At 70.5% G+C, this 18,887-nt stretch carries 17 protein-coding genes; 11 read left to right on the top strand and 6 right to left on the bottom strand.

The features are described 5' to 3' along the window. Window positions 1-22: 22 nt before the first annotated feature. The 9 genes from J3S20_RS12180 (at window position 23) to J3S20_RS12140 (ending at window position 8,943) form a co-directional block, all read left to right on the top strand. On the top strand, window positions 23-487 hold the full coding sequence (locus J3S20_RS12180; protein ID WP_216836747.1) for a RidA family protein: 465 nt from the start codon (window positions 23-25) through the stop codon (window positions 485-487). Window positions 488-526: 39 nt separating this feature from the next. Continuing rightward, the gene (locus tag J3S20_RS12175; RefSeq protein WP_216836746.1) at window positions 527-1,684 is read left to right on the top strand and encodes a GNAT family N-acetyltransferase; all 1,158 of its coding nucleotides are present in this window, start codon (window positions 527-529) and stop codon (window positions 1,682-1,684) included. Beyond that, window positions 1,681-2,076: an MGMT family protein gene (locus J3S20_RS12170; protein ID WP_216836745.1), complete on the top strand. Its 396-nt coding sequence runs from the start codon at window positions 1,681-1,683 to the stop codon at window positions 2,074-2,076. Before J3S20_RS12175 ends, J3S20_RS12170 begins: the two co-directional genes overlap by 4 nt. A 40-nt stretch (window positions 2,077-2,116) precedes the next feature. Beyond that, window positions 2,117-2,995, top strand: coding sequence for a DMT family transporter (locus J3S20_RS12165; protein ID WP_343215210.1), 879 nt, complete (start codon window positions 2,117-2,119; stop codon window positions 2,993-2,995). 9 nt (window positions 2,996-3,004) lie between these two features. Further along, the gene (locus J3S20_RS12160; protein WP_216836744.1) at window positions 3,005-5,062 is read left to right on the top strand and encodes a DNA/RNA helicase domain-containing protein; all 2,058 of its coding nucleotides are present in this window, start codon (window positions 3,005-3,007) and stop codon (window positions 5,060-5,062) included. Between the two features lie 8 nt (window positions 5,063-5,070). Beyond that, the gene (locus J3S20_RS12155) at window positions 5,071-5,940 is read left to right on the top strand and encodes an endonuclease/exonuclease/phosphatase family protein (RefSeq protein WP_216836743.1); all 870 of its coding nucleotides are present in this window, start codon (window positions 5,071-5,073) and stop codon (window positions 5,938-5,940) included. 27 nt (window positions 5,941-5,967) lie between these two features. Next, window positions 5,968-7,200, top strand: a complete 1,233-nt coding sequence (locus J3S20_RS12150) for an MFS transporter (RefSeq protein ID WP_216836742.1) — start codon at window positions 5,968-5,970, stop codon at window positions 7,198-7,200. A 7-nt stretch (window positions 7,201-7,207) separates the two neighbouring features. Beyond that, window positions 7,208-8,089, top strand: a complete 882-nt coding sequence (locus J3S20_RS12145) for a polyphosphate kinase 2 family protein (RefSeq protein ID WP_216836741.1) — start codon at window positions 7,208-7,210, stop codon at window positions 8,087-8,089. An 89-nt stretch (window positions 8,090-8,178) separates the two neighbouring features. Next, the gene (locus J3S20_RS12140) at window positions 8,179-8,943 is read left to right on the top strand and encodes an alpha/beta hydrolase (RefSeq protein WP_216836740.1); all 765 of its coding nucleotides are present in this window, start codon (window positions 8,179-8,181) and stop codon (window positions 8,941-8,943) included. Window positions 8,944-9,049: 106 nt separating this feature from the next. On the opposite strand, the gene J3S20_RS12135 is transcribed toward J3S20_RS12140, so the two are convergent. From J3S20_RS12135 to J3S20_RS12120, 4 genes are all read right to left on the bottom strand, one after another. Then, window positions 9,050-9,391 carry a carboxymuconolactone decarboxylase family protein gene (locus tag J3S20_RS12135; protein WP_343215220.1) on the bottom strand — a complete coding sequence of 114 codons (342 nt, stop codon included), beginning with the start codon at window positions 9,389-9,391 and terminating at the stop codon, window positions 9,050-9,052. 101 nt (window positions 9,392-9,492) lie between these two features. Further along, entirely contained in the window at window positions 9,493-11,847 is a 2,355-nt protein-coding gene (clpA, locus tag J3S20_RS12130) for an ATP-dependent Clp protease ATP-binding subunit ClpA (protein ID WP_216836738.1), read from the bottom strand. Between the two features lie 155 nt (window positions 11,848-12,002). Next, the gene (gene clpS / locus J3S20_RS12125; RefSeq protein WP_216836737.1) at window positions 12,003-12,347 is read right to left on the bottom strand and encodes an ATP-dependent Clp protease adapter ClpS; all 345 of its coding nucleotides are present in this window, start codon (window positions 12,345-12,347) and stop codon (window positions 12,003-12,005) included. Window positions 12,348-12,616: 269 nt separating this feature from the next. Further along, complete coding sequence (locus tag J3S20_RS12120) at window positions 12,617-13,180, bottom strand: phasin family protein (protein WP_216836736.1); 564 nt, start codon at window positions 13,178-13,180, stop codon at window positions 12,617-12,619. A 371-nt stretch (window positions 13,181-13,551) separates the two neighbouring features. On the opposite strand from J3S20_RS12120, the gene J3S20_RS12115 reads away from it, so the two are divergent. Both J3S20_RS12115 and J3S20_RS12110 read left to right on the top strand, forming a co-directional pair. Continuing rightward, window positions 13,552-14,814 carry a D-alanyl-D-alanine carboxypeptidase family protein gene (locus J3S20_RS12115; protein ID WP_216836735.1) on the top strand — a complete coding sequence of 421 codons (1,263 nt, stop codon included), beginning with the start codon at window positions 13,552-13,554 and terminating at the stop codon, window positions 14,812-14,814. A gap of 87 nt (window positions 14,815-14,901) precedes the next feature. Continuing rightward, complete coding sequence (locus tag J3S20_RS12110) at window positions 14,902-16,152, top strand: cyclopropane-fatty-acyl-phospholipid synthase family protein (RefSeq protein ID WP_343215209.1); 1,251 nt, start codon at window positions 14,902-14,904, stop codon at window positions 16,150-16,152. A 110-nt stretch (window positions 16,153-16,262) separates the two neighbouring features. Here the strand turns inward: J3S20_RS12110 and J3S20_RS12105 are convergent, their stop codons facing one another. Both J3S20_RS12105 and J3S20_RS12100 read right to left on the bottom strand, forming a co-directional pair. Further along, entirely contained in the window at window positions 16,263-17,636 is a 1,374-nt protein-coding gene (locus J3S20_RS12105; RefSeq protein WP_216836734.1) for a protease, read from the bottom strand. Window positions 17,637-17,776: 140 nt separating this feature from the next. After that, window positions 17,777-18,886: a DSD1 family PLP-dependent enzyme gene (locus J3S20_RS12100; protein WP_216836733.1), complete on the bottom strand. Its 1,110-nt coding sequence runs from the start codon at window positions 18,884-18,886 to the stop codon at window positions 17,777-17,779. Window position 18,887 lies beyond the last annotated feature (1 nt).

Here is an 18,887-nt window from a genome sequence, read left to right as displayed (position 1 = left end):
TCCAGACAAAGGACCACCGCCCATGCCCGGCACCGTCGAAGCCAACCTCCAGAAGCTCGGCATCACCCTGCCCCAGGCCCCCGCCCCGGTGGCGAACTACATCGGCTTCAACCAGGTCGGGAACCTGCTGGTCGTCTCCGGCCAGATCCCGCTGGTCGACGGCAAGATCAGCACCACCGGCAAGCTCGGCGCCGGCGTCTCAGTCGAGGACGGCCAGGCGGCCGCGCGCATCTGCTTCATCAACCTGGTGGCGCAGGTGAAGGCGGCCGTCGGCGATCTGGACCGGGTAAAGCGCGTGGTGCGCCTCGGCGGCTTCATCGCCTGCGGACCCGATTTCACGCAGCATGCGCTGGTGATGAACGGGGCGTCGGACATGGCGGTGGCGGTGTTCGGGGAGGCCGGGCGGCATGCGCGCAGCACCATCGGCGTCCCCTCCCTGCCCGGCGATGCCGCGGTCGAGGTCGAGGGGATGTTCGAGATCAGCTGAGGCATTGTGGCCGGCCGGGCGCGCCCAATTTTGAACGGCATGCCCGAACTCAGCCTGACCCTGCACCGCGCCATCGCGGAGATCCCGCCGCTGGACTGGGATGCCTGCGCAGGGTCCGCGAATCCCTTCGTCAGCCATGCCTTCCTCCTCGCCCTGGAGGAATCGGGCAGCGTCGGCGGGCGCAGCGGCTGGCTGCCGCAGCATGCGGCGCTGCGCGACGAGGCCGGCCGCCTGCTGGCCTGCGCGCCCTGCTACGCCAAGGCGCATAGCCAGGGCGAATATGTCTTCGACCATGGCTGGGCCGATGCCTTAGAGCGTGCCGGCGGCCGCTACTATCCCAAGCTGCAGGTCGCCGCGCCCTTCAGCCCGGTGCCCGGGCCGCGGCTGCTGGTGCGGCCCGATGCGGGCATCGGGGTGGAGGCGCTGGCGCAGGGGCTGGTGCAGGCCTGCGGGCAGCTCGAACTGTCCTCGGTCCACTGCACCTTCTGCACGTCGGCGGAGTGGGAAGCCCTTGGCGAGGCCGGCTGGCTGCAGCGCATCGGCACGCAATTCCACTGGTCCAATGCAGGCTATGCGAGCTTCGACGACTTTCTGGCCGCGCTGGCCAGCCGCAAGCGCAAGCAGATCAAGCGGGAGCGGCGCGATGCCGAGAATTCCGGCTTCGTGCTGAAGACTTTGCGCGGCCACGAGATCACGCCGCGGCACTGGGAGGCGTTTCACCGCTTCTACCTCTCCACCTCCGACAAGAAATGGGGCCGCAGCGCCTATCTGAAGAAGGCCTTCTGGCCGCTGCTGGGCGAGCGGCTCGGCGACAAGGTGGTGCTGATGGTGGCGGAGCAGGACGGGGAGCCGGTGGCCGGCGCGCTGAACCTGCTGGGCGCGGATGCGCTCTACGGCCGCAACTGGGGCTGCCTGGTGGAGGCGCCCTTCCTGCATTTCGAGCTCTGCTACTACCGCGCCATCGACTTCGCGATCGAACACAGGCTGCCCCGCGTCGAGGCCGGCGCCCAGGGCGAGCACAAGATCCAGCGCGGCTACCTGCCGGTGCCGACCTATTCCGCGCATTGGATCCAGCACCCCGGCCTGCGTCGCGCGGTGGCCGATTTTCTCGACCGGGAACGCCCGGCGATGCTGGCGGAGATCGAGGGGCTGGCGGAGATGTCGCCCTTCAAATCCTGCACCGAGGCCGATGGATGAGCTCCCCCTTCTACGCGCGCATCAAGGGCGACGTGCTGCGCATCGTGCAGGCGGTGCCGCCAGGGCGCGTCGTCAGCTTTGCGGAGGTCGGCGCGCATCTGGACGTCATGCCGCGGCACGTCGCCTATATTCTCAGCATGCTGTCGGACATCGAAAAGGCGACGCTGCCATGGCATCGCGTGGTCGGGGCGGATGGCAGGCTCGGCGTGTCGAAGGCCGGCGCGGATGGGGCGCCACAGCGCGTGATGCTGGTCGCGGAGGGCGCGGCCTTCGACCCGGATGGGCGCATGACGGACTTCGTCGCGCGCAGCATCGCGGTCGCGTCCCTACAACATGGCGTGCCGCCGCAGACCCGCCCGGCCGATGCGCCCGTGGCGAAGCGGCGCAGGTGAAGCTGGGCCGGCCTGACCGCATGATGGCGAAGACGCTGGCGTGCTGACCGCCTATGCGCAGCTCGCCGCCTCCATGGCGCTGGTCGGCGCCAATGTGGGCGTGGCAAAACTGCTGGCGGCCTCGCTGCCGATTCCGATGATCGCGGGGCTGCGGTGCCTGCTGGCGGTGCTGGTGCTGTTTCCGCTGGCGCGCGCGATGGAGGGCAACGTGCGGCTGGACCGCCGCAGCCTGTGGAACCTGGCCTGGCAGGCCGCCTTCGGCACGGTGATCTACAATGCGGGGCTGCTCGCCGGGCTGCGCCTGACCACGGCGCTGGAGGCGGGGCTGGTGCTGGCCACCCTGCCCGCCGTGGTCGCCATCGGCAGCGCGCTGTGGCTGCGGGAGGTTCTGCCGCCGCGGCAATGGGCGGCGGTGGCGCTGGCCGCCTTCGGCATGGGCGCCATCACCCTGGCCCGCACCGGCGCGGAGGGACATGGCAGCCTTCTGGGCAATCTGCTGGTCTTCGGCGGCGTCTGCGGGGAGGCGATGTATGTGCTGCTGGCCAAGCGCATCGCCGGCCGCGTGCCGGTGGTGACGGCCAGCCTCTGGATGCAGGGATTCTCCGTTCTGCTGCTGCTGCCCTTCTGCCTGCCGGTGCTGGGCAGCGCCGTGGCGCTGGCGGACCCCGCGGTGGCGGGGCTGCTGGTCTTCCACAGCCTGACCACCAGCGTGATCTGCCTGCTGCTGTGGTACGCCGGCATGCGGCGCGCGCCGGCCGGCATCGCGGGCATCTTCACGGCCTTCCTGCCGGCGACGGCGGCGCTGGTGGCGGTGGGCTTCCTCGGCGAGGAATTCTCCGCCGTGCACGCGGCGGGCTTCGTGCTGCTGACGGGCAGCATGCTGCTGGCCACCTGGCCATCCCGATCCCGAAACGTCTAAGCTGCGCGAATGCGCGCCTGGTTCGCCTGCACCGGTTCCGAACTGCTGGCGCTGACGCCGGATGGCGTCGCCGCCGCGCTCGCCGCCAGCCAGATGTCGCGCCGCCTGTCCGGCGAGCCGGCGCAGCTGCGCGCCTGGGCCGAGCAGGTGCGCATGCTGCAGCATTGCGTGCGGGAGGGTGGCGGCGAGGCCTGGACCCTCGCGCTGGAATTCGACCTGCTGCGGCTGGAGAAGCGCATCGACGCCGTGCTGCTGACCGCCGGCGCCATCCTGGTGCTGGAGTTCAAGGTCGGCGCCACATCCATCGCCAATGCCGATCGCGCCCAGGTTTTCGATTACGCGCAGGACCTGTTCGATTTTCATGCGGCCAGCCGGCGGCATCCGATCCAGCCGATCCTGGTCGCCACGCATTGCGTCAGCCCCGCACCCTTCCAGATCCCCCTGCCGGTGGCCGGCGTGCTGCCGGTGGCGGAGGCGAATGCGGCGACGCTGCCCGGCCTGCTCACCGCGCTGCGCGATGCGCTGCCGGCGCCGGCGGTGCCGCTGGATGGATTGGCCTGGCGCGAGGCGCCCTATCGCCCGGTGCCCAGCATCATCGAGGCCGCGGCCACCCTGTTTGCCCGCAACAGCGTGGCGGAGATCGCCGCCGCCCGCGCCGATGCCGCGAACCTGACGCGCACCACCGCCGCCATCGAAGCCGCGCTGGATGCGGCGCAGGCGGCGGGCGAGCGTGTCGTGGTCTTCGTCACCGGCATCCCCGGCGCCGGCAAGACGCTGTGCGGGCTGAACGTGGTCTTCGGCGAACAGCGCCGCGCCGGCAGCGCCTTCCTCACCGGCAACAGCCCGCTGGTGGCCGTATTGAGGGAGGCGCTGGCCTGCAATCGCGCCGGCATCGACCTGGCGCGCGGCCCGAGCGCCGATCCCGAGCGCCGCCGCCTCGCCCCCCGCCCGCGCCAGGCGCGGCATGAGGCGACGCAGGCCTTGCAGAACGTGCACCGCTTCCTGGCCGACAATGCCGCGCGGACCACGCCGCCCGCCGAACGCATGATCGTCTTCGACGAGGCGCAGCGCGCCTGGGATGCTGCTCAGGCGATGCGCGACACACAGCGCCGGGTCAGCACCCTCCGCATGAGCGAGCCCGCCCATGCGCTGGAGATCATGGGCCGCCACAACGGCTTTGCCGCGATCGTCGCGCTGATCGGCAATGGGCAGGAGATCAACACCGGCGAGGCCGGCCTGCGCGAATGGGGCGCGGTGATCGCGGCCACGCCCGGCTGGCGCGCCGTCGCCGCCCCCCGTGCGCTGCATGCAACCGAGCCGGCGCAGCGCCTGGCGGACAGCCACCCGCCCTGGCTCACGCTGGACCCGGCGCTCGATCTCACCGTCTCGCTGCGCAGCGTGCGGTCGGAGGCGGCGGCGCTCTGGGTGGATGCGGTGCTGCGCGGGGCGGCGGCGGAAGCGGCCGCCGTGGCGCGGGCGGTGCCGGAAGGGCTGCCCTTCCTGCTGACCCGCTCCCTCGCCGAAGCCCGTCGCGCCCTGCGCCACCTCACCCCCGGGCTGCGCCGCGCCGGCTTCGTGCGCTCCTCCGGCGCGCGGCGCCTGCGGGCGGAGGGGTTCGACGCGCAGCTGATGGGCACGGAGGAACCCGTCGCCTGGTTCCTGGAACGCTGGCCGGACATCCGCGCCTCCGACGCGCTGGAAGTCGCGGCCACCGAATACGCCTGCCAGGGGCTGGAACTGGACACGGTGGGCCTCGCCTGGGGCGGCGATTTTGTGCGCCAAGGCAGCGCCTGGGTCGCCCGCAGCTTCGCCGGCAGCGCCTGGCAGCGCGCGGCGAAGGATCAGGATTTTGTCCGCAACACCTATCGCGTGCTGCTGACCCGCGCCCGCTACGAGACCGTGATCTGGGTGCCGCGCGGCAGCCCGCGCGACCATGCCTTCTACGATGCCACGCGCGACGCGGCGGAGATGGATGCGGTGGCGGATTTTCTTGCCGCCTGCGGCGCCCGCCCGCTGCCCGCGGCCAGCCCGGCCGCGCAGGACACCGCCCCCGCCCGGCTGCTATAGCCCGCGCCATGCGCCGCATCCTGACCCTGATCTTCCTGCTGATCGCCACGCCGCTCCCCGCGGCCGAGCTGAAACTCGCCACCTGGAACATCGCCTGGCTGACGCTCCGCCCCGCCGGCGACCCGGCGCTGCCGCGCAATGTCGAGGCCCGCACGGCGGACGACTTCCGCCTGCTGCGCGGCTACGCCAACCGGCTGGCCGCCGATGTGGTGGCCCTGCAGGAGATCGATGGGGAAGCCGCCGCCACGCGCGTCTTCGACCCGGCACAGTGGACCATCCACCTGACGGATGAGGAGGATGTCCAGCGCCCCGGCTTCGCCATCCGCCGCGGCCTGCGCGTGACGCCGCAGCCCGATCTGCGGGCGCTGGACCTGATCCCGCGCGCCCGCTTCAGCCTGCGCCGCGGCGCCGACATTTTGGTGGAATCGCCCGGCGGCGCCCGGATGCGGCTGCTCTCGGTGCATCTCGATGCCGGCTGCCGGGAGGATGCCTTCGGCCGCGACGCCAGCCGCGATTGCCATCAGCTGGAACGCCAGGCGCGCATCCTTGCGGACTGGGCCGAGGCGCGGCAGCGGGAGGGGGTGGCCTTCGCCATCCTCGGCGACTTCAACCGACGCATGGGCGAGGGCGACGATTTCCTGGCGATCCTGGAGCAGGCCGCGCCGCTGACCCGCGCCACCCAGGGCCTGTCCTCCCCCTGCTGGGCGGATAGCCGCGGCGGACGGCCCTTCATCAGCCATCTGCTGCTGGGCGGCCCCGCACGGGACTGGCTGGTGCCGCGCAGCCTGGCCGTGATGGTCTATGCGGAGCGCGAGCGGCGCTATCGCCAGGCGCTGTCGGACCATTGCCCGGTCAGCGTCCGCCTGCGGCTCCCCTGATCCGCGGCGGCGTGCCAGGATGAAGGCATGCGAAAATTTGCCCGGATCACGCTTCCCCTCGCCGGGCTGAACTTCGTCAACCAGGCGTCGCGCACCATGATCGCGACGCTGGGGCCTCTGCTGGCGCTGGAATTCGCGCTGTCCGCCAGCGAGCTCGGGCTGCTCGCCGCCATGTTCTTCGCGGCCTATGCGGCGGCGCAATTGCCGGTGGGGCTGGCCATCGACCTCTGGGGCTCGCGCCGGGTGCAGACGGTGCTGGCACTGGTGGCGGCCACGGGCTTCGTCATCTGCGCCCTGGCGACCGGCCCCTTCGGCCTGGCCTTCGGGCGGGTGGTCACCGGCCTCGGCATCTCCGCCGGGCTGATCGCGATGATCAAGGTGAATACGCAGTGGTATGCGCGCGACCAGGTGGCGGGGATGACGGGGCTCGGCGTGCTGGTCGGCGCGCTCGGCAGCATCACCGCCACGGTGCCGGTGGCGCTGCTGGTGCCGGCGATCGGCTGGCGCGGCGTCTTCGTGCTGCTGGCGCTGTTGTCACTGGGCGTCTCCGCCTGGATCTGGGCCTCGGTGCCGAATGGGGGGCCGGAAGGCAAGCCAGGGGCGACGCCGCCACCGCGGCGCAGCCTGGGGGCGGAGGTGGCGGAATTCGGCCGCATCTTCCGCCACCCCGCCTTCCTGCGCTTCGCCCCCTCCGTCGCTCTGCTCTCCTCGCTGAACTTCACCTACCAGGGCCTCTGGGCCGGGCCCTGGCTGCGCGACGTGGCGGGGCTGGAGGAAGCGACGCGGGCGGTGCTGCTGCTGTGCTATGCGGGCGGGCTGATGGCGGGCAGCGCCGGCACCGGCCAGGCGGCGTCCTTCCTGCAGCGCCGCGGCGCGCATCCGATGCTGGTGCCCTGGATCTCCATGGTCGGTATCGCAATGGTGCAGATCCTGCTGATGCTGCAGCCGGTCGGCAAGCTGGCGGTGCTCGGCGCGATCTGGTTCCTGTTCGCCCTGTTCAGCGCCGCGGGGCCGGCCGGCTATGCCGCGATCGGCCAGCGTTTCGGCGCAGAACTGGCCGGGCGGGTGGCGACCGCGATCAATGTGACCATGTTGGTCCTGGTCTTCCTGCTGCAGAACGCAATCGGCTGGATCCTGGATCTCTGGCCGCGCACCGCCTTGGGCGGCTGGGATGCGGCGGGCTATGGCTGGGCGATGGGACTGACGGTGGCGATGCAGGTGGTGGCGGGGCTGCTGATGCTGCGGCCCGGGAAGGGATGAAGGCGGGATGGAAGAGCGGATCGAATCGGTGCTGTCCCGCTTTCGGGTCGAGGATGGCGCGAAGTTCAAGCTGAAGGAGCATAAGCCGGACGATACCGCCGGCCTGACCATGAAGAAGTCGGAGGCCGCGAGCCTGCTGCAGCGCGGCGTGGACTTCCTGGCCACGCAGCAGGACATGCTCTACGCACAGGACCGCTGGGCCGTGCTCTGCATCTTCCAGGCGATGGATGCGGCGGGGAAGGACGGCGCCATCAAGCATGTCTTCTCCGGCGTCAATCCGCAGGGATGCCACGTCGTCTCCTTCAAGGCGCCGAACCCGACGGAGCTGGATCACGATTTCCTCTGGCGCCACGCCACGGCCCTGCCGACGCGGGGCCAGATCGGCATCCACAACCGGTCCTGGTACGAGGAAGTGCTGGTGGCCCGGGTGCACCCGCAGGTGCTGGAGGCCCAGAAACTGCCGCCGCGCCTGCGGACGGAGCACATCTGGCAGGAGCGGCTGGAGGATATCGCCGCCTTCGAACGCTATCTCGGCCGGCAGGGCGTGGTGGTGCTGAAGTTCTTCCTGCATGTGAGCCAGGAGGAGCAGCGCGAGCGCTTCCTGAAGCGCATCCGGGAGCCGGAGAAGAACTGGAAATTCAGCGCCGGCGACGTGGCGGAGCGCCGGCACTGGGATGCCTATCAATCCGCCTATGAGGAGGCGATCCGCGCCACCGCCACGCCCCAGGCCCCCTGGTATGTGGTGCCGGCGGACCGCAAGTGGTTCACCCGGCTGGTGGTCGCGGCCGCCATCGCCAAGGCCCTGGAATCGCTTGAGCTGCACTATCCGGTGGTGACGGAGGCGCAGCGGCGCGCGCTGATGCAGGCGGCTGAGGAGCTGGGCGCCTGAACCGGCGCGCACTTCTGGGCGCCGCGCTGCTGGCCGGCGCCTGCTCGCCCACCGACCTCGCCAACCTGGCCACGCCGCGGCGCGGCACCATGCTGGTGGAAGGGATGCGCTACGGCCCGCTGCCCCGCCAGGTGCTGGACCTGACGCTGCCGCCGATGCCCACGTCTGACACGCCGCTGGTGGTCTTCGTCCATGGCGGCGGGTGGGAGGAGGGCGGGCGGGCGCAATACGCCTTCGTCGCGCGGCGGCTCGCGGCGCTCGGCATGGCCGTGGCCGTGCCCGACTACCGGTTGTGGCCGGAGGCGCGCTGGCCGGATTTCGTGGAAGATGCGGCCCGCGCCGTAACCTGGCTGCGCACGGCGCCGGAGGTGCCGCGCGGGCCGCTCTTCGTCATGGGCCACTCCGCGGGCGGCTTCATCGCGGCCGCCCTGGCGCTGGACCCACGCTGGCTGGAGGCCGCCGGGCTGCCCGGCGGGCGCGGCGCCCTGGCCGGCGGCGTGCTGCTGGCCGCGCCGATCTCCTGGCAGCCCAACTACGAACCCGTCATCAGCATCTTCGCGAATGCCCCGGGCGGGCGGATCGAGGCGGCGCCCGAACCGGCGATACTGGCCGGCGCGCCGCCGATGCTGCTGCTGCACGGCGAGGCCGATGTGGTGGTGGGCGCGCTGCATGCCCGAAACCTGGCCGCCGGGCTGCAAGCCGCCGGGCGGCCGGTGCGGCTGCTTCTCTATCCCGGCGTCGGCCATGTCGGGATCATGACCGACTTCGTGCCGGGCGCCGGGATGCTCGGGCTGACGGAGGCGCCGGTGGTGGCGGAGGTGCGGGACTTCGTGCGCGGGGTGGTGGCGGGCTGAAGCCTACAGCACGATCTGTCCGAATGGACAGATCTCGTGCTGTAGAAGCTATTGTTTCTAAAGCACGAAATCGGTTCACACTGATTCAGTGTGAACCGATAGTGCTTTAGCCCTGCCCCGTCCCGTCCATCGCATCCAGCACATGCAGCGAATAGGTCAGCGCCGCGCCGGCGTTCAGCGCGATGGCGACGCCCAGCGCCTCGGCGATCTCTGCCTTGGTGGCGCCGGCGGCCTTGGCCTTGCGGGCATGGGCGTCGATGCAGCCCTGGCAGCGGGTGGTGACGGCCACCGCGAGCGCGATGAATTCCCGCGTCTTGGCATCGATATGCTGGGTGGTGGAGGCGCCGCGGTTCAGTGCCCCGAAACCCTTCATCAGCTCCGGATGCAGCGTGCCGAGTTCCTTGCCGCGCTCCCGCAGCCCGGCGCTGTAGCCATCCCAGTCCTCGATCCGCGTATCCACCGTCATCGCCTCTCCCCCCCTGACAAACAGAAAGGTGCCCCCCTCTCAGGAGACACCTTCCCATCTTTGATTGCGGCAGCGTCCCGAAACTACTCGGCGGTTTCGGGTTCTTTTTCGGATTCGCCGTCGCCGCTGTCCTCGGGCTTGGGCAAAGCGGGCGGGGCGGCCTCGAAATAGTCGAAGACCAGCGCGCCGTCCTTGAGGTTCACCTTCACCGATCCGCCCTTGGCCAGCTTGCCGAAAAGCAGCTCCTCCGCCAGCGGCTTCTTCACCACTTCCTGGATCACGCGGCCCAGCGGGCGCGCGCCATAGAGCGGGTCGTAGCCGCGTTCGGAGAGCCATTCGCGTGCGGCGGAGGAGAGTTCGATCGTCACGTTGCGGTCGGCGAGCTGCGCCTCCAGCTGCATGACGAACTTGTCCACCACGCGAGCGACGATTTCCGGCGTCAGGCCGGCGAAGCCGATGACCGCGTCCAGCCGGTTGCGGAATTCCGGCGTGAACAGCCGCTTGATGGCGTCCTCATCCTCCCCGGTGCGCTTGTCGCGCCCGAAGCCGATGCTGTTCTTCGCCATGTCGGAGGCGCCGGCATTCGTCGTCATGATGAGGATGACGTTGCGGAAGTCGACGGTCTTGCCGTTGTGGTCCGTCAGCTTCCCGTGGTCCATCACCTGCAGCAGGATGTTGTAGAGATCCTGGTGCGCCTTCTCGATCTCATCGAGCAGCAGCACGCAATGCGGATGCTGGTCGATGCCATCGGTCAGCAGGCCGCCCTGGTCGAAGCCGACATAGCCCGGCGGCGCGCCGATGAGGCGGGAGACGCTGTGCCGCTCCATGTATTCCGACATGTCGAAGCGGATCAGCTCGATTCCCAAAGTCTTGGCCAGCTGCTTGGCGACTTCGGTCTTGCCGACGCCGGTGGGCCCGCTGAACAGGTAGTTGCCGATCGGCTTCTCCGCGTCGCGCAGGCCGGCGCGGGACAGCTTGATGGCGGCGGAGAGTGCGTCGATCGCCTTGTCCTGGCCGAAGACCATGCCCTTAAGGTCGCGCTCCAGGTTCCGCAGCGTCTCCTTGTCGTCGGAGCTGACGGATTTCGGGGGAATGCGGGCGATCTTCGCCACGATCTCCTCGACATCCTTCAGCGTCACGGTCTTCCGGCGCTTGTGCTCGGGCAGCAGCATCCGCGAAGCGCCGACCTCGTCGATCACGTCGATCGCCTTGTCCGGCAGCTTGCGGTCATGGATGTACTTGGCCGAGAGCTCCACGGCGGCGCGGATGGCCTCCGGCGTGTAGCGCACCTTGTGGTGCTTCTCGTAATTGGTCTTCAGCCCCTGGAGGATCTTCACCGCGTCTTCCAGGTTCGGCTCGTTCACGTCGATCTTCTGGAAGCGACGGACAAGCGCCCGGTCCTTCTCGAAGTGCTGCCGGTATTCCTTGTAGGTGGTGGACCCGATGCAGCGCAGCGTGCCCTGGGCGAGCGCCGGCTTCAGCAGGTTCGAGGCATCCATGGCGCCGCCCGAGGTCGCGCCGGCGCCGATCACCGTGTGGATCTCGTCGATGAAGAGGATGGAGCCGGGCTGCTGTTCCAGCTCGTTCACCACGGCCTTCAGCCGCTCCTCGAAGTCACCACGGTAGCGGGTGCCGGCGAGCAGGCTGCCCATGTCCAGCGCGAAGATGGTGGACTTGGACAGGACCTCCGGCACGTCGCCTTCGATGATCCGCTTGGCCAGGCCCTCCGCGATGGCCGTCTTGCCGACGCCCGGATCACCCACATAGAGCGGGTTGTTCTTGGTGCGGCGGCAGAGGATCTGGATGGTGCGCTCGATCTCCTGGTCGCGGCCGATCAACGGGTCGATCTTGCCGGCCTGGGCCTTCTTGTTCAGGTTCACGCAATAGTTGGTCAGCGCGTCCTGGCCGCGCGGCGCGCCGCCGCGGGCGGGCTTTTCCTCCTTCTCCGTCGGCTCCTCCGGAGTCTGGGAGCTGCCCTGGACGGGTCGGGTGGTGCTGCGGCCGGGCGCCTTGGCGATGCCGTGGCTGATGAAGTTCACCGCATCCAGCCGGGTCATGTCCTGCAGCTGCAGGAAATACACCGCATGGCTTTCGCGTTCGGAGAACAGCGCCACCAGCACATTGGCGCCCGAGACCTCGTCGCGGCCGGAGGATTGCACATGGATGGCGGCGCGCTGCACCACGCGCTGGAAGCCGGCGGTGGGCTTCGCGTCCCCGGCGCGGTCGGAGACCAGGCCGGCGAGGTCCTTGTCGAGGAATTCGGCGAGGTCGCGCTTCAATTTCTCACTGTCGACACCGCAGGCGCGCAGCACGGTCGCGGCGTCCACGTCATCGGCGAGGGCAAGCAGCAGGTGTTCGAGCGTTGCGTATTCGTGCCGGCGGTCATTGGCGAGGCCGAGGGCGCGGTGGAGCGTCTGCTCGAGGTTGCGGGACAGCATGGTCTGACGCTCCCTATCGGGTGGCCGGGGTGCCGGAAGCGGCACCCTGGCTCGGGTTGCCCTTGATGTGGTCGCTCCCCCACCCCGCGGCCAGTACCCCGGGGCATGATCCCTGCCCTCTCAAAGTGTAACCGCTGGGCAGCGAAGGTCGAGGCTCATTCTTTCTCGATGGTGCATTGCAGAGGATGCTGGTTCTGGCGCGCCAGGTCCATGACCTGCGTCACCTTGGTCTCCGCCACCTCGTAGGTATAGACGCCGCAGACACCGACGCCGCGGCGATGGACGTGCAGCATGATCCGGGTCGCTTCCTCGCGGCTCTTCTGGAAGAAGCGTTCCAGCACATGCACGACGAATTCCATCGGCGTGTAGTCGTCGTTCAGCATCAACACCTTGTACATGGCGGGCTTGCGGGTGCGCGGCCGCGCCTTGACCACCACGCCGGTGGTGGGGCCGTCCGCGCCATTGTTGCCCTGGCCGGGGCGCTTGTCGCTGTCGCTCATGCCTGCCTTGGTTGCCTGTCCGGGATGCAGATCCCCGGCGCCTGATGAGTGAGGATATCGGAGCGCAGGGGCGCACGGGAAGGGCTTGACGCATTTCTCCGCGCAGAAGAGCCGATTTGGGTTACCGCTCCGCGAAGGCCAAGCCCGGAAGTGGTTCAAAACGGCAAAAAGGCCCGCCCGGGCCGCCACGCCACCCTTCCGGGCAGTCATGGCAGCCCGGACGGGCCTTCCTGCAGGCTGGCCCGGGCTTGGCCCGGACCAGGTCGAAATCAGGCCGCGAGCGGCTTGGAGAACTTCTCGACGGCCAGCGTCATGCGGGCGGCCAGCGGGGCGCCGGCCTGCTCGGCCAGGCGGAAGGCGGCCTCCTGCAGCTTCGCCGTCTCGGACATGGTCCGCTCCAGGGAGGCCTTGGCGAAGGCGGCCTGGATATCGGCGGCTTCCTTCAGGCTCTTCACGCCGGACAGCGCCTTGGCGGATTCCATGGCGTGCTCGGTGATCGCCTGGGACATGGCGACATACTGCTTGCCGAGGTCCTGCATGCCGGCGGTCAGCATCTGCGTCGCCTTGGTCATCGCCTCGAGATTGCCGCGGCCGAACTCAGCCGCCTCCTCCGCCGCCTTGTAGAAGCCCTCGGTCGTCTTGGTCATCTGCTGCATGCCCTGCTCCATCGTCATGCGCGCCTTCGCGGCGCCCTCATCCATGGCAGCCTTGGCAGCCGCCGGCGTCTCGGTTGCGGCGGTCGCCGCCTGGGTTGCCGCGGCGGCGGCCGCGGCCTGGGAATTCGCGACCAGCGCGATACCGCGCTTGGTTTCAGCCTTCGGTTCTGCTGCCATGATATCCGGATCCTTCAGGTTGCTCGCCGGCGCGAAGCGCCAATGCGGGAGCCTTCTACCCGGCCCCTGGGCGGTCTTGCTGCGGTGCAGCACGGCGCTTTTTTAGCCAGTCTCGCGCGGGAGCTGCAAGGACTTTTTGCACCGCAGCATAAAATACCTGTCATCCGGCTCGGCAGCGGACCGTTTCGCGAAAATGGAGCTGCGCCTCACACGACGGGGAGGTATCGGGAAATGCTGCAATTTCGTCGTCCAAGTGCTTGCAGTAACAGCCTGTTCTGGTTTCGCCCCTGTGGACAGCGCCCCCCCGAACTCCGTAGCTTGGCCGTTCTGGCGGCGCACGGGGGGTGGGCCGCCCAGGGGGTTTATCTTCGATGTTCCTTCGGCTCAGGCCTCTGGTCGTTCTGGCCGCCAGCCTGTTTGCCGCCATCGCATCGGGCGCCAGCGCTCCGGCGCAGGCGCAGATCGGCAGCGAACGCTACTCCGCCATCGTCGTCGACCATCGCAGCGGCAATATCCTGGTCGCCGCCAATCCCGACGAAACCCGGCACCCGGCCTCGCTCACCAAGATGATGACGCTCTACATGGTGTTCGAGGCGCTGCGCGAGGGCCGGCTCTCGCTCGGCTCCACCGTGCCGATCTCGGAGGAGGCGGCCTCGCGCCCCCCCTCCAAGCTCGGCATCCCGGCCGGCGGCAGCGTGACGGTGGAACAGGGCATCCTGGCCCTGGTTACCAAGTCCGCCAACGACATCGCCGCCGCCTTCGGCGAGCTGCTGGGCGGCAATGAGGAACGCTTCGGCCAGATGATGACCCAGCGCGCCCGCGCGCTCGGCATGACGCGCACCACCTTCCGAAATGCCTCCGGCCTGCCGGACTGGGACCAGGTGACCACGGCGCGGGACATGGCGACGCTGGGCCGGCGCCTGATGCTCGATTTCCCCGACCGCTACCACTATTTCGGCCGCACCGAGGCCGCCTTCCGCGGCCTGCGCCTGCGCAACCACAACCGCATGCTGACCAGCTATGAGGGCGTGGACGGCATCAAGACCGGCTATATCCGGGCCAGCGGCTTCAACATCGTCACCAGCGCCAGCCGCGATGGCCAGCGCGTGGTGGGCGCCGTCTTCGGCGGCAATTCCTGGGTCGAGCGCGACCAGCACATGACGGCGCTGCTGGACCAGAGCTTCGCGCGCCTCGGCGTGACCCCGCGGGCGGAGACCATGGCCCAGGCCGCGCCGCCCGTGCTCATGCGCCAGGCGCAGGCCGCGACCGTGGCCCGCACCCGCCGCGGCGCGGCGCGTGCCACGCCGGTTTCGCGCGCCGCGGCGCGCCAGCCCGCCCGCAACGCCGCCGCGCCCGCCCGCACGGCCGCGCGCCCGGCCGCCCGCGGCACCGCCGCCGCGCCCAGCCGGGCGGCGTCGCGCCGCGCCGCGGCGCCGCCGGCCCGCACCGCCAGCCCGAGCCGCAGCACCGCTCGCCCGGCCCGCACCGCCCAGTCCGCGCCCGCCTCGGTCCGCACCGCCACCACCCGGACGGCCGCGACCAGCCGCAGCGCCGCGCGGTCCCCCGTTGCCACGCGCAGCGCCATCGCGCCGCGCGCCACCGCCCCCCTGGCGCCGCCCCGCCCCCGGCGCTGAGGCCCCGCGGGCGGCAGGCCGGGCACCCCCGCCCGCCGCGGCGCCCGCTGACACTGCCAAGGACCCAGTTCGGCGCGGTCGCGCCGCGTGAGAGCCATCGTGCCGGATTCGGAGCAGCACCAGACCGCTTCCCTCCCGCAGCGCCTCCGCCGCGCCCCCTGGGCCGGATTTCACGGCGCCCTGCTGCGCCGCCTGGCCGAAAGCCTGCAGCGCGGCAGCCTCACCCTCACCCTGCCGAACGGCACCACCTGGCACCGCCAGGCCCCCCTGCCCGGCCCGCGGGCGAGCCTGGTGCTGCATCGCTGGCGCGCGCTGCGGCGGCTGCTGCTGGGCGGCGATGTCGGCTTTGCGGAAGCCTATGGCGATGGCGACTGGTCGAGCCCGGACCTCGCCAGCCTGATCGCCCTGTCCTGCGTGAATGCCGCGACAATGGACCGGCTGGTGACCGCGCCGCGCCTCGCCCGGCTGTGGAACCACCTGCGCCACCGGCTGCGCGCCAATAGCCGCGCCGGCAGCCGCCGCAACATCATCGCCCATTACGACCTGGGCAATGACTTCTTCGCCGCCTGGCTGGATGCGGGGATGAGCTATTCCTCCGCCCTCTACCGCGACCCTGGCGCGACGCTGGAGGAAGCGCAGGCCGCAAAGCAGGACCGCGCCATCGCGCTGCTCGACCTGCGGGGCGGCGAGCGGGTGCTGGAGATCGGCATCGGCTGGGGCGGGCTGGCGGAACGGCTGCTGGCCGGCCACGCGGCGCGGCTCACCGGCCTCACCCTCTCCCCCCGCCAGCTGGCGCATGCCGAAGCGCGGCTGCGCGCGGCCGGCCTCGCCCCGCGCGCCGAGCTGGCGCTGCGCGATTATCGCGACGAGCGCGGCCGCTTCGAGCGCATCGTCTCCATCGAGATGTTCGAGGCGGTGGGCGAGGCCTATTGGCCGGTCTTCTTCCAGGCGCTGCACGACCGGCTGGTGCCGGGCGGCATCGCGGTACTGCAGGTGATCACCATCGCGGAGGAACGCTTCGCGGCCTATCGCCGCAGCGCCGACTTCATCCAGACCCACATCTTCCCGGGCGGCATGCTGCCCTCCCCCGCCGCGCTGCGCGCCGGCATCGCCGGCGCCGGGCTGGTGCTGGAGCAAGCGGAATGCTTCGGCGAGAGCTATGCCCGCACCCTGGCCGAATGGCAGGATCGCTTCCAGCAGGCGCTGCCGCGGCTGCGCGGGATGGGGCTGGATGCGCGCTTCCTGCGGCTCTGGCGCTACTACCTGGCCTATTGCGAGGGCGGCTTCCGGGCGGGGGCCATCGATGTCGGCCTCTACCGGATCCGCCGGCCGGGTTAGAGCGTTTTCAAGCCTTGCGGCTTCGCAAGGCGACTCGGAAAACGCGTCAAGACAATGAGCTAGAGCTGTTTCACCGTCTTCGCTTTCGGTGAAACAGCTCTAGCGGCCGGTCACTCGGCCGCGCGGACAACCTCCGGCGCCGAATCCGCCACCGCGGCCGCATCGGCCGCATCGCCCAGGGTGCGGCGGAAGCGGGAAAGGAACCAGCCGAAGCGCTGCGCCCAGGACAGGTCCGGCCGGTCCACCAGGCGGGCCAGCGGGACCGCGTAGTCCAGCAGGAAGCCCGGGGTCCAGGTGGCGGATTCGGCGCGCACCCGCATCAGCCCGGCCAGCCAGAGATCCGGGTTCAGCAGCAGCCCCGCCAGCCGGCGCCAGGGATGCGGCGTGGCCAGCACACCCTCCAGCGCCGCATCCAGCGCGCCGGCGATGACGGTGGAGCAGTTGCGGTTGACCACGTTGTAGAGGCTGTCCTGCCGGTAGCCGACCCAGAAGGCGCGCAGCCGGCGGGCATTGTAGCTGTGGAAGCGCACCTCCTGGTCCGCCTCCACCCAACTGGCGACTTCCACCGCATAGGAAGGCTGGAAGATGCCCGGCGCGTCATTCTCCTGGCCGGCGCTCAGCGCGTGCAGGAAGTGGTCGCGGGAACGGGTCCGCTCCTCCACCGGGTAGTGGCTGATATAGACGTCCGGCGCCAGTTCCAGCGAGGAATGGCCGGTGGAGATGCTGCCATCGGGATTCACCGCGCCGAAGTAGCGGTCGACGATCGGCATGCGTCCGGTGTCCGCCGCGCAACCGCGCGGCGTCCAGACGCGGACCCGTAGCGGCGCCTCGCTGCGCTCCGGCGGCGTGTCGCCATCGGCCAGGATCGGCGCATGCTCGTACCAGCCGCGGCCGGCGAAGATCGGCAGCATCAGGATCGCCGCCTCCTCCTCCAGGTCGCGCAGCATGAAGCCGAGGCGCAGCAGAAGCCAGCCGCCGAGGCCGATGAAGGCACCGACGCAGAAGGGGATGTCCAGGCTGCGCGGCAGCGGCCAATCGAGGATCAGCATCGCCGCCAGCAGGATCTCCGCCGCGCCGATCGCCACATGCAGGCGCCAGCCGCGGAACTTGCCCACCAGCGCCGGCACCAGGCGCCCGATGGCGTCGGTCAGGAAGAGGATCGCGAGGAGCCAGCCCAGTGCCAGGTCGCTCTGGAAGGGGGCGAGGAGGAGCAACAGCCCCATCAGGACGGAGGCCGCCGGCAGCAGCCAGGCGAAGCCGCCCGCGCCGCGCCGCCGCGCGGCCAGCGCCGCGGCCAGTGCGCCGGCGCCATAGGCGGCGAAGGCCAGGCCCAGCAGGGCGGCGGCGATGTCGGCGAAGGCCGGCACGACATTGGCGGCCAGGATGACCGCGAGGAGAATGAGGTAAGCGCCGAGAACCGAGATGGCGGCCCAATGGGCGCGGAAGGATGCCGGCCCGATCAACAGGAACGCCAGTTTCAGCATCGATACCGTCCAGACGACGAGGCCCGCTCCGGCAGGCTGCGCCGAAGGCCTCCTCACCCGGAGGGGAAGAGGCTGTCACGCGAATCTCTGCTGGTCATGATTACGCCGGGTTGCAGAAAGCGTAAAGTATGCGCGCCCGGCTAGGCCATGCCGCCCCGCGCCGCAACCGGCCAGAGGCATTCCACCCGGCCCTTGCGCACCCCGACATACCAGTCGTAGCGGTCCACCGTCGGGTCGCAATGGCCCGGAACCAGCCGCACCGTCTGGCCGAGGCGCGGCAGCATGGCGGGGTCGTCCGCCTTCAGGTTGCCGTGCTCGTCGGACGCGCCGGTGTAGGTGACGCCCGGAAACCCGTGCACCAGCGGCAGGCCGCTGTCGATCGCCACCGCCTTGTGGCCGGCATCCACCACGCAGAAGCCGGGGCGCGGGGAGGACATGACCTGGGCCAGCACGAAGAGCGACTGCTTGAAGGGCGGCGGGTCCTCGTTGCGGCCGTAATCGGCATCCATGAAGGCGTAGGAACCGGCCTGGATCTCGTTCCAGATGCCGCTGGCGACCTCATTGCGAAAGGTGCCGGTGCCGGCGCCGCCGATGATGGCGCAGTCGAGGCCCCGCTGGCGCAGCTGCTCCACCGTGCGGCGCGTGCCCTCCGCCGCGCCGGCGATGGCCTCCGCGCGGGCCTCCGGCGTGCGGCGGTGCTGGGCATTGCCGTGGTAGGATTGCAGCCCGCCGAAAATCAGGTGGCGGCTGGCGGCGATGCGCTCGGCCAGCGCCACCGCCTCCGGCCCCGGGGTCACGCCGCAGCGGCCGGCGCCGCAATCGATTTCGACCAGCACGGTCATGCGGAGGCCGGCGGCCTCCGCCGCATCCTCGATGGCGGCGATGCCCTGCTCATGGTCGGCGCAGACGGCGACCTTGGCGATGCGGGACAGGGCGGCCAGGCGGGCCAGCTTGCGCGGGGCAATCACTTCGTTGCTGACCAGGATGTCCGGCACGCCGCCCCAGGCGAGCGCCTCGGCCTCCGCCACCTTCTGCACGCATTGGCCGATGGCGCCGCGCCGCATCTGCTGCAGGGCGATGATCGGCGATTTGTGCGTCTTGGCATGCGCCCGCAGCCTGGTCGCGGTCGGCGCCAGGATCGCCGCCATGGTGTCGAGATTGTGCTCGAAGGCATCGAGGTCCAGCAGCAGCGCCGGCGTCTCGACATCCTCCTCGCGCATGCCGGGCTCGGCGGGCGGTGCTTGCAGCATC

Origin of the sequence: Falsiroseomonas tokyonensis, from assembly GCF_019024325.1 — a bacterium.
Taxonomy (GTDB): domain Bacteria; phylum Pseudomonadota; class Alphaproteobacteria; order Acetobacterales; family Acetobacteraceae; genus Falsiroseomonas; species Falsiroseomonas tokyonensis.
The sequence above is the reverse complement of the archived record's forward strand: the minus strand, read 5'-3'. Positions and strand labels throughout refer to the sequence as shown.

Excerpts from the sequence above, each read along its gene's own strand:
- J3S20_RS12180 (WP_216836747.1), top strand. The coding sequence starts at position 23 with ATGCCCGGCACCGTCGAAGCCAACCTCCAGAAGCTCGGCATCACCCTG.
- J3S20_RS12175 (WP_216836746.1), top strand. The coding sequence starts at position 527 with ATGCCCGAACTCAGCCTGACCCTGCACCGCGCCATCGCGGAGATCCCG.
- J3S20_RS12170 (WP_216836745.1), top strand. The coding sequence starts at position 1,681 with ATGAGCTCCCCCTTCTACGCGCGCATCAAGGGCGACGTGCTGCGCATC.
- J3S20_RS12160 (WP_216836744.1), top strand. The coding sequence starts at position 3,005 with ATGCGCGCCTGGTTCGCCTGCACCGGTTCCGAACTGCTGGCGCTGACG.
- J3S20_RS12155 (WP_216836743.1), top strand. The coding sequence starts at position 5,071 with ATGCGCCGCATCCTGACCCTGATCTTCCTGCTGATCGCCACGCCGCTC.
- J3S20_RS12150 (WP_216836742.1), top strand. The coding sequence starts at position 5,968 with ATGCGAAAATTTGCCCGGATCACGCTTCCCCTCGCCGGGCTGAACTTC.
- J3S20_RS12145 (WP_216836741.1), top strand. The coding sequence starts at position 7,208 with ATGGAAGAGCGGATCGAATCGGTGCTGTCCCGCTTTCGGGTCGAGGAT.
- J3S20_RS12140 (WP_216836740.1), top strand. The coding sequence starts at position 8,179 with ATGCTGGTGGAAGGGATGCGCTACGGCCCGCTGCCCCGCCAGGTGCTG.
- clpA (WP_216836738.1), bottom strand. The coding sequence starts at position 11,847 with ATGCTGTCCCGCAACCTCGAGCAGACGCTCCACCGCGCCCTCGGCCTC.
- clpS (WP_216836737.1), bottom strand. The coding sequence starts at position 12,347 with ATGAGCGACAGCGACAAGCGCCCCGGCCAGGGCAACAATGGCGCGGAC.
- J3S20_RS12120 (WP_216836736.1), bottom strand. The coding sequence starts at position 13,180 with ATGGCAGCAGAACCGAAGGCTGAAACCAAGCGCGGTATCGCGCTGGTC.
- J3S20_RS12115 (WP_216836735.1), top strand. The coding sequence starts at position 13,552 with ATGTTCCTTCGGCTCAGGCCTCTGGTCGTTCTGGCCGCCAGCCTGTTT.
- J3S20_RS12105 (WP_216836734.1), bottom strand. The coding sequence starts at position 17,636 with ATGCTGAAACTGGCGTTCCTGTTGATCGGGCCGGCATCCTTCCGCGCC.
- J3S20_RS12100 (WP_216836733.1), bottom strand. The coding sequence starts at position 18,886 with ATGCTGCAAGCACCGCCCGCCGAGCCCGGCATGCGCGAGGAGGATGTC.